Here is an 8,331-nt window from a genome sequence, read left to right as displayed (position 1 = left end):
AGGCTTCCCAGCATATAGCCAGATTTATAGACAGCACGGTAGGTACTGTCTCACGACGTTCTGAACCCAGCTCGCGTGCCGCTTTAATGGGTGAACCCCCCAACCCTTGGGACCCTATTCAGCCCCAGGATGCGACGCATGGTTCTCCACTGTTTCCAGTGGCATAGACTATAGCATCACCTTGACCATCGCTTGTCAAGGGTCCGGCGTGTGATAGACGCCATAGATTTGCCCTTGCTTAGGGCAGGACGCCCATCTCAGGCATGAAGCCTTCAGTCGTTACGGGGTCGAAGGAGTTTGTATCCCATACATGGGGGTACATAGGGACGGATAATTTCGCAAAACAAGACTGCGCTTCGCGAAGGTATATAGAGAACCCACTGACTTTTTCCTGCCTGATGGAGCTTAGCATGAACGCCATAACGACTATGTAGGGCGTTCGCTAACCGCTCCACATCAGAGCGCGGAAAACCATGCGTGTTCAACCGCAACGCGTTGCAGTCTGTGCGGCGATGTCCGTCATCCATGTACCACACTGCCAAAGCCAGTTCCGTTAGGAGCAGCTCCACACTTAATGGAACCACCTTCCAGCCGTTCGGGTAGAAGGTATCCGAATACCACTCCAACTCTGGAAGGCTTTTCGTGTCGTATCGGATGTGGTAGTAGTGTCTACATGTGCGCTTATCGAACACAGCCACAGTGCGCGGTCTGCAACAAATGCGCTGTAGCAGTGTATACTTCCACAGCGCGTATTCTGTCGCAGAAGCGCTATGGTCGAAGCGCACCCGATAACGCCTGCCATTCTTGGAAAGGCAGGCATCTCCGAGAAGAGAGCCGACCAACACAGAATGCTCTGGCTCTGACAGCATCTTCAACTCCTCGACTTCCCACGGGATTACCCTCGCCAATCGGGGGAGGATTGCGTTAGGGCTTCCCCGTTATCAGCCGGATTTTACCTGAAGAGTTGCCTCTTCAGGGGCCCAAATTGAGCCGACATCGAGGTGCCAAACCCCGCCGTCGCTGTGGACGCTCGGGCAGGATCAGCCTGTTATCCCTAGGGTAGCTTTTATCCGTTGAACCCTGGCGTGCCCACGCACAGCCAGAGGGTCACTAGGCCCTGCTTTCGCATCTGCTCGACCCGTTGGTCTCACAGTCAAGCCCGCTTATGCCCTTGCACTCGACGCGCGATTTCCGACCGCGCTGAGCGGACCTTTGGACGCCTCCGTTACCATTTAGGAGGCGACCGCCCCAGTCAAACTACCCGCCTAAGACTGTCTCCACGCCGGATTACGGCGCAGGTTAGCATTCCAGTAGGTCAAGGGTGGTGTTCCATTGGCGCCGAAGCTCCCACCTACGCTCTACATGACATACCGAAATGCAATCTCAAGCTGTAGTAAAGCTCCATAGGGTCTTTCCGTCCTACCGCAGGTAACCCGCATCTTCACGGGTGCTACAGTTTCACCGAGAGTCCCGCTGAGACAGTGGCCCAGTCGTTACGCTTTTCGTGCGGGTCGCAATTTACGCGACAAGGAATTTCGCTACCATAGGCAGTTGCCCCCTATGTCGCCATAGGGACTGGACCATATCATCACTCCGCAGGGTGTTGCGGAGCGTCTGGCGTATGGTCTCTGAGGATTCTTGAAATCACCTCTTGCAGCGGTCGGAGCCGTTGCTTTCCCTTAGCGGCTGGGTTCATCGCATACGCCTTCTCGACGATGCGCGCCAGCCCCTCAGGGCGGCGGTGTTCCCCTTGGTTCATCAGCTCCAGGATTTCGCGGAACCTGTAGAAGGTCTCGCGTTTGCAGGAAAAGGGTACCACATACTTCTCGAAGTAGGGTACGACCTTCTCCCAGAGGCTACGCCGACAGTGGATGGCGTAGACATAGCAGTTGGGGCTTCCCGATTTGGGGAAGATGCGTCCTGTGCCGAAGACTTGCTGGGCGAGTTTGAGCAGGGGTAGTCCGCTGCGGTGTTGCACCAGATGGAACTCTGGGTCAACATAGTATCCGTAGCGGCTGGTCTCGTGGTGTTTGATGCTCACCAGCAGCGAGCCTTCGCCTTCGATGAACCCTGCGAGGAACCATTTCGCCTCTTCGGTGACTTCAAGTCTTTCCTGCTGATTGGCTCCACCCATCACTTTGTCACCTCCTCGGTAGTGTGGGATCCACGAGCTGTTCCAGCATATAGCCAGATTTTACAACGGCCCTGTGACGAACCGTTAGAGTTACGGCCGGCATTCACCCGGGCTTCAGTTCAGGGCTGCACCTTGCGGCTGACCCCTCCCCTTAACCTACGGGCATTGGCCAAGCGTCGCCCCCTATACATCGGGTTTCCCCTTCGCAGAGAGCTGTGTTTTTGGTAAACAGTCGCCGGGCCCGCTTTGCTGCGACCTCTTTCGAGGCACCCCTTCTCCCGAAGTTACGGGGTCAATTTGCCGAGTTCCTTAGCGGGACTTCTCTCGCGCGCCTGAGGCTCCTCGCCTCGCCTACCTGTGTCGGTTTGCGGTACGGTCAGGTGGTTTCAACGCTACACGGGTTTTCTCGGCTCCAGTCACGGTCGCTTCGTTCACCGCGCGGGATCCCTTCGTCGCCCCAGAGTTGCCGCTGGGGCGAGCGCAGCCTTCCAACTCTGCGCCCGACCGATTCTGAAGCGTCACCGCTTGGCTCCACCACCTGGGGTGGGAATGTTGACCCACTGCCCTTCGCCTACGGCGTTTCGCCCTCGACTTAGGACCGCCTAACCTTCAGCGGACGAACCTGCCTGAAGAACCCTTAGGCTTTCGGCGGACGGGATTCTCACCCGTCTTCTCGCTACTCGTGCCGGCATTCTCACTTCTGCACGCTCCAGTGGTGCTTCCGCTCCACCTTCACTGCGAGCAGAACGCTCCCCTACCGCTCCCTTGCGGGAACCCGCCGCTTCGGTAACAGGCTTGAGCCCCCTTACATTGTCGGCGCAGGGTCACATTCGACCAGTCAGCTGTTACGCACTGTTTAAAGGATGGCTGCTTCTAAGCCAACCTCCTGGTTGTTTACGCGACCCTACATCCTTTCACACTTAGCCTGTGTTTAGGGACCTTAGCGGGCGATCTGGGCTATTGCCCTTTTGACAACGGCGCTCATCCGTCGCTGTCTCACTCCCACGCTTCCTGCTATGCCATTCGGAGTTTGGTTGGGTTCGGTAACCTGGTAGGGCCCCTAGCCCATCCAGTGGCTCTACCTGCATAGCATAGCGCGTGAGGCTGCACCTCAATGCATTTCGGGGAGAACCAGCTATCTCCGCGCTCGATTGGCATTTCACCACACTACCCCCAGTTCCTCCGAGACCTTTTCAACGGTCACCAGTTCGGCCCTCCACCGTGTGTTACCACGGCTTCAGCCTGACCAGGGGTAGATCGCGCGGTTTCGGGTCTACGCCCAGCGACTGAGTCGCCCTGTAAGGACTCGCTTTCGCTACGGCTCCGCGTCTGAGACGCTTAACCTTGCCGCTGAGCGTAACTCGCCGGCTCATTCTGCAAAAGGCACGCCGTCAGACTGTCCCCCAGAGGGGTATAGTCCTCCGACTGTTTGTAAGCGCACGGTTTCAGGTTCTCTTTCACTCCCCTTCCGGGGTGCTTTTCACCGTTCCCTCACGGTACTGGTTGCGCTATCGGTAGCAAGGAGTATTTAGCCTTACCCGGTGGTCCGGGCAGATTCGCACAGGGTTCCACTTATCCCGTGCTACTCGGGATACCGACGAGGCGTTCCACTTTTCGCATACGGGGCTGTCACCCGCTGTGGCGTGCCTTTCCAGACACTTCTGCTAAGCGGAATCGCTCTCTGGTGTCGGTCCCACGACCCCAATCGGGCATGCCCGATTGGTTTAGGCTCTTCCCCGTTCGCTCGCCGCTACTGAGGGAATCTCGTTCGATTTCTCTTCCTCTGGGTACTGAGATGTTTCAGTTCCCCAGGTTCCCTCCACACCGCCTATGGGTTCAGCGGTGGGTGACCACCCATTCGGTGGCCGGGTTCTCCCATTCGGGGATCTGCGGATCAACGCCTGTTTGCGGCTCCTCGCAGCTTATCGCAGCTTACCACGCCCTTCATCGGCTCCTTGCTCCTAGGCATCCGCCGTGCGCCCTTAGTAGCTTGCCTACTTTGGCGCGCTTCTCGATGACTCCAGTCCAGTTGTCAAAGTGGAAATCGTTGGGTCCGTTGCCCGTGCTGTGGGCGCCTCATCAGCCCAACCCTGAGCGCCCCGTGAGGCGCTGAGGGTTAGGTTTGGTGGAGGCGACCGGATTTGAACCGGTGACCCCCTGCGTGCAAAGCAGGTGCTCTCCCGCTGAGCTACGCCCCCACTGGTGGGCGCGATTGGATTCGAACCAATGACCTCACCCTTATCAGGGGTGCGCTCTAACCGACTGAGCTACGCGCCCGTATGTGGCTCCCTCAAAACCGAGCAGGTAGTGCTTTGCGTGCCATAGAGAGTTGCTTCCGTTAAAGGAGGTGATCCAGCCGCACCTTCCGGTACGGCTACCTTGTTACGACTTAGTCCCCCTTACCAGCCACACCTTCGGCGGCTCCCTCCCGTGCGGGTTAGGCGACCGACTTCGGGTGCAACCGACTCGGGTGACTTGACGGGCGGTGTGTACAAGGCCCGGGAACGTATTCACGGCGGTATGGCTGACCCGCCGTTACTAGCGATTCCGCGTTCACGCAGTCGAGTTGCAGACTGCGATCCCAACTGAGGGTGGTTTTTTGGGATTCGCTCCCGCTCGCGCGTTGGCTGCCCTTTGTACCACCCATTGTAGCATGTGTGACGCCCTGGACGTAACCGCCATGCTGACTTGACGTCGTCCCCACCTTCCTCCGTGTTGACCACGGCAGTCTCCTCAGAGTGCCCGGCATGACCCGCTGGCAACAGAGGACAAGGGTTGCGCTCGTTGCGGGACTTAACCCAACACCTCACGGCACGAGCTGACGACAGCCATGCAACCGGTGTCCACGGGTCGGTGAGTTTCCCCACCGAGGCGCTCTGTTTCCAGAGCGTTGCTCGTGGATGTCAAGCCCAGGTAAGGTTCTTCGGTTTGTATCGAATTAATCCACATGCTCCACCGCTTGTGCGGGCCCCCGTCAATTCCTTTGAGTTTCAACCTTGCGGCCGTACTCCCCAGGCGGGGCGCTTAATGCGTTAGCTACGGCGCCGAGGGTTAATCCCCCAACACCTAGCGCCCATCGTTTAGGGCTGGGACTACAGGGGTATCTAATCCCTTTCGCTCCCCCAGCTTTCGCACCTCAGCGTCAGCAACGGGCCAGAGATCCGCCTTCGCCACTGGTGTTCCTCCCGATATCAATGCATTTCACCGCTACACCGGGAATTCCAATCTCCTCTCCCGTCCTCGAGCTTCGCAGTATCTGGTGCAGCCTCCCGGTTGAGCCGTGAGATTTCACACCAGACTTACGAAGCCGCCTACGTGCGCTTTACGCCCAGTAAATTCGGGCAACGCTCGCCCCCTACGTATTACCGCGGCTGCTGGCACGTAGTTAGCCGGGGCTTTTTCTGTGGGTACCGTCTGCGTTCGTCCCCACTAAAAGGAGTTTACACCCCGAAGGGCTTCGTCCTCCACGCGGCGTCGCTGGGTCAGGCTTGCGCCCATTGCCCAAAATTCCCGACTGCTGCCTCCCGTAGGAGTGGGGCCCGTGTCTCAGTGCCCCTCGGGCCGATCATCCTCTCAGACCGGCTACCCGTCGTCGGCTTGGTGAGCCGTTACCTCACCAACAACCTGATAGGCCGCGGGCCCATCCCGAAGCGGAAACCCGTTTAGATGCCCAAGCCGAAGCCTGCGCATCCACATCCGGTATTAGCCCGAGTTTCCCCGGGTTGTCCCAGTCTTCGGGGCAGGTTACCCACGTGTTACTCCGCCGTTCGCCGCTCTCGGCGCCCCGAAGGACGCCTACCGCTCGACTTGCATGTCTAAGGCACGCCGCCAGCGTTCGCCCTGAGCCAGGATCAAACTCTCCGTCAGAAAACGCGATCCCTGCTTACGCAGGCTCGTTTTCCAAGTTGACTGACCTCGCAAAGCGTTCTTACCTGCCCGGTTTTCAAGGTTCAATCACCGCTTGCCGCCCTTGCAGCAAGCGCACACGCCAACACGCCTTACGGCATTGTGTCGGCGAGTCGGATTATACCACATCCCAGGCGCGTTTGTCAAGGGCATAGCCCCTACGCACGCAGTTTCTGGGATCTCAAGGTATCACTTCTGCCCCAAAGACCCTTGCCTTGAGGCGGGCTATATAGTACCATGCCCGTGACAGCGTTGTCAAGGGTTTAAGCCCGAATCGGGGCAAATTCCCCCCGAATTTCCCCCAATTCGCGGGGCGTCGGCTCAAAAAGGGCGTCGCCCCTACGCTCCAGGCTGGCGCACAACGCCCAAAAACAGCACCGTGCCCGTCGGCTGATGCACAATCGCGAACAGGAACGGGCGATCCGCCACAAGGCTGAACTGGTCTACAGGCACAGAGGTCACGCCGACCGTTATGCCCGTCGCAGCCGCGGCTTTCGTGCCCTCCTCGTCCACCTCCACCACCGCCTTCTGTATCGCCTTCTGGATGAACAGCCGCTCAGGCGACACATCGGCGATGCGGCTGAAGTCGGCGCGGTCAGGATCAAATGCGACGCCCATCCCCAGCGCACTTAGCGGGGGCTTCAGGTCGTACTTTGCCTCGATCTTAAAGCGCGGCATCTGCAGACTGCCCTGCACCACACGGAACGCCCCCAGCCACTTGCCCCAGTTTTCGGGAGTCAGTTGCTTGCGCAGGTCAGCGACCGTGCGCCCCTTGTCGGGCAGGAACAGGTAAAAACGGTAGTCGCCCTCGCCATACGGCAGCGCGACCGCCTCGAAGCCCTCGCCCTTGTAGTACGGCAGTCGCTCCGACAGGCGCATCATCGGAACCTGCCGCGTCTCGCCGCGCTCCAGATAAAACGGCGCGTCTTGAGTGGCGTCCTTCGGGAACGGGTGCTGCCACGCCCCCTCGAAGTAAAGCGTGTTCACCAGCGCAAGGCGCGTCTGTGCGTCGAAGTCGCCCGCTTGGAACAGTTTTTCGATGAGTCCCTGCGTCTGCTCCTTGACCCAAGTGTTGATGGCGTTGGCGGCAGCCTCAGCGTTCCTGAAGTCCACCGTTTCCGTGCGCGTCTCATAGTGGTTCAACAGCGCGCGCAGGAAGTCGGGCTTCAGCGGGAAGCCCTGCTGCACCCACAGCCCATTCGCCATATGGGTGGTGATACTCTCATCGGTGGGTTTCAGCAGGCGGCTCAGGGCGCGCGCTTGGGCGTTGACGGCGTCCAGTTTCTGCTCGGTATAGCCCAGCGTTTTAGCGATGGCGTCGTAGGTCTCGCCTTCCGCGCCGTTCAGCGTCATGCTCAGCGCAAGCGATAGCGATAGCGGCGAGAAGCACAGGTTGTCGTCTGCGTTGGGGTCGTCCAGCTGCTGTAGCATCGTCAGGGCGAACTGCGTGTTCGCCGCGCGGGCTTCGTCAGTGATTTGCACGGGTTTCGTTGCCTCCTGGGGCGGTTTTGGGCTGGCGTCGCCGCCACACCCGCTTAGCACCGCCGCCGCCACTACACCGCACAGCATCAGAATTGGGCGCATCATCGATTCCTCCTGTAGGGTTAGACGATTAGGGACGGGAAATGATTCGTGAAAAGGCGCATAAGCTCCCCCACTAAACCCCACTCCCTTGAGGTATAATACCTACATGCAAGCGACGAAGCGACAGTACGGGTTCACACTCATTGAATTGCTGGTGGTGATCGCCATCATAGCCATCTTAGCGGCGATTTTGTTCCCTGTGTTTGCCCAAGCACGGGAGAAGGCGCGCCAGACGATGTGTCTCAGCAACCTCCGCCAGGTCGGCACAGCAGCGATGATGTATGTGCAGGACTACGACGAGGTGTACCCGCTCGCCGAGAACCAGTTGATTCCCCCGCCGGGCTTTTGCGGCGGCGGCTACACGAGTTGCACCTCCATCGGCTACCTGTATTGGCTGCAGCCCTACTCGAAGGATAACCTCTACTCGCGTTGTCCAAGCGCAAAGCCAATTGCGAACCCCGACTCGCCAACAGGCAGGCGTCTGTCGTGCGAGGGTCGGATTGGCTACGGCGCGGCGTATCCCTCGCCGATGGGCTTCTCGGCGGGGTGTTCCTTCCCGCCGCAGGTGTACCCACCCAGCAAGAGCCTGGCGCAACTGAGCGCACCCGCCAGCCATGTGATGGTGATGGATGCAGTGCCGTCGGGCGTTCAGAGCCGACCGCTGTGGGAGCAGAACGGGTTCTACATGAATGTCGTCCATTCGCCGT

Annotated in this window: 2 protein-coding genes, 2 tRNA genes and 2 rRNA genes (1 of these 6 only partly in view); 1 reads left to right on the top strand and 5 read right to left on the bottom strand. The window is 59.2% G+C overall.

Going from position 1 to position 8,331, the window contains the following annotated elements; genetic code table 11:
- From NW829_RS10085 to NW829_RS10065, 5 genes are all read right to left on the bottom strand, one after another.
- Nucleotides 1-4,130 (bottom strand): 23S ribosomal RNA (locus NW829_RS10085) (it extends 759 nt beyond the left edge of the window).
- 127 nt (nucleotides 4,131-4,257) lie between these two features.
- Nucleotides 4,258-4,332: transfer RNA gene (locus tag NW829_RS10080), tRNA-Ala, on the bottom strand.
- A 2-nt stretch (nucleotides 4,333-4,334) separates the two neighbouring features.
- A tRNA-Ile gene (locus tag NW829_RS10075) sits at nucleotides 4,335-4,411 on the bottom strand.
- 63 nt (nucleotides 4,412-4,474) lie between these two features.
- Nucleotides 4,475-6,001, bottom strand: a 16S ribosomal RNA gene (locus NW829_RS10070).
- Together the 16S and 23S rRNA genes with 2 tRNA genes alongside form the textbook arrangement of a ribosomal RNA operon.
- Before the next feature lie 378 nt (nucleotides 6,002-6,379).
- The gene (locus NW829_RS10065; protein WP_414417000.1) at nucleotides 6,380-7,627 is read right to left on the bottom strand and encodes a serpin family protein; all 1,248 of its coding nucleotides are present in this window, start codon (nucleotides 7,625-7,627) and stop codon (nucleotides 6,380-6,382) included.
- A gap of 103 nt (nucleotides 7,628-7,730) precedes the next feature.
- On the opposite strand from NW829_RS10065, the gene NW829_RS10060 reads away from it, so the two are divergent.
- The coding region (locus tag NW829_RS10060; RefSeq protein WP_414416999.1) for a type II secretion system protein at nucleotides 7,731-8,331 on the top strand (601 nt) is incomplete at its 3' end.

Origin of the sequence: Synechococcus sp. R55.8 (genome assembly GCF_047461895.1) — a bacterium.
GTDB lineage: Bacteria > Cyanobacteriota > Cyanobacteriia > Thermostichales > Thermostichaceae > Thermostichus.
The sequence above is the reverse complement of the archived record's forward strand: the minus strand, read 5'-3'. Positions and strand labels throughout refer to the sequence as shown.

What these genes read in the sequence shown, in the direction of transcription:
- NW829_RS10065 (WP_414417000.1), bottom strand. Translation starts at nt 7,627, where the DNA reads ATGATGCGCCCAATTCTGATGCTGTGCGGTGTAGTGGCGGCGGCGGTG.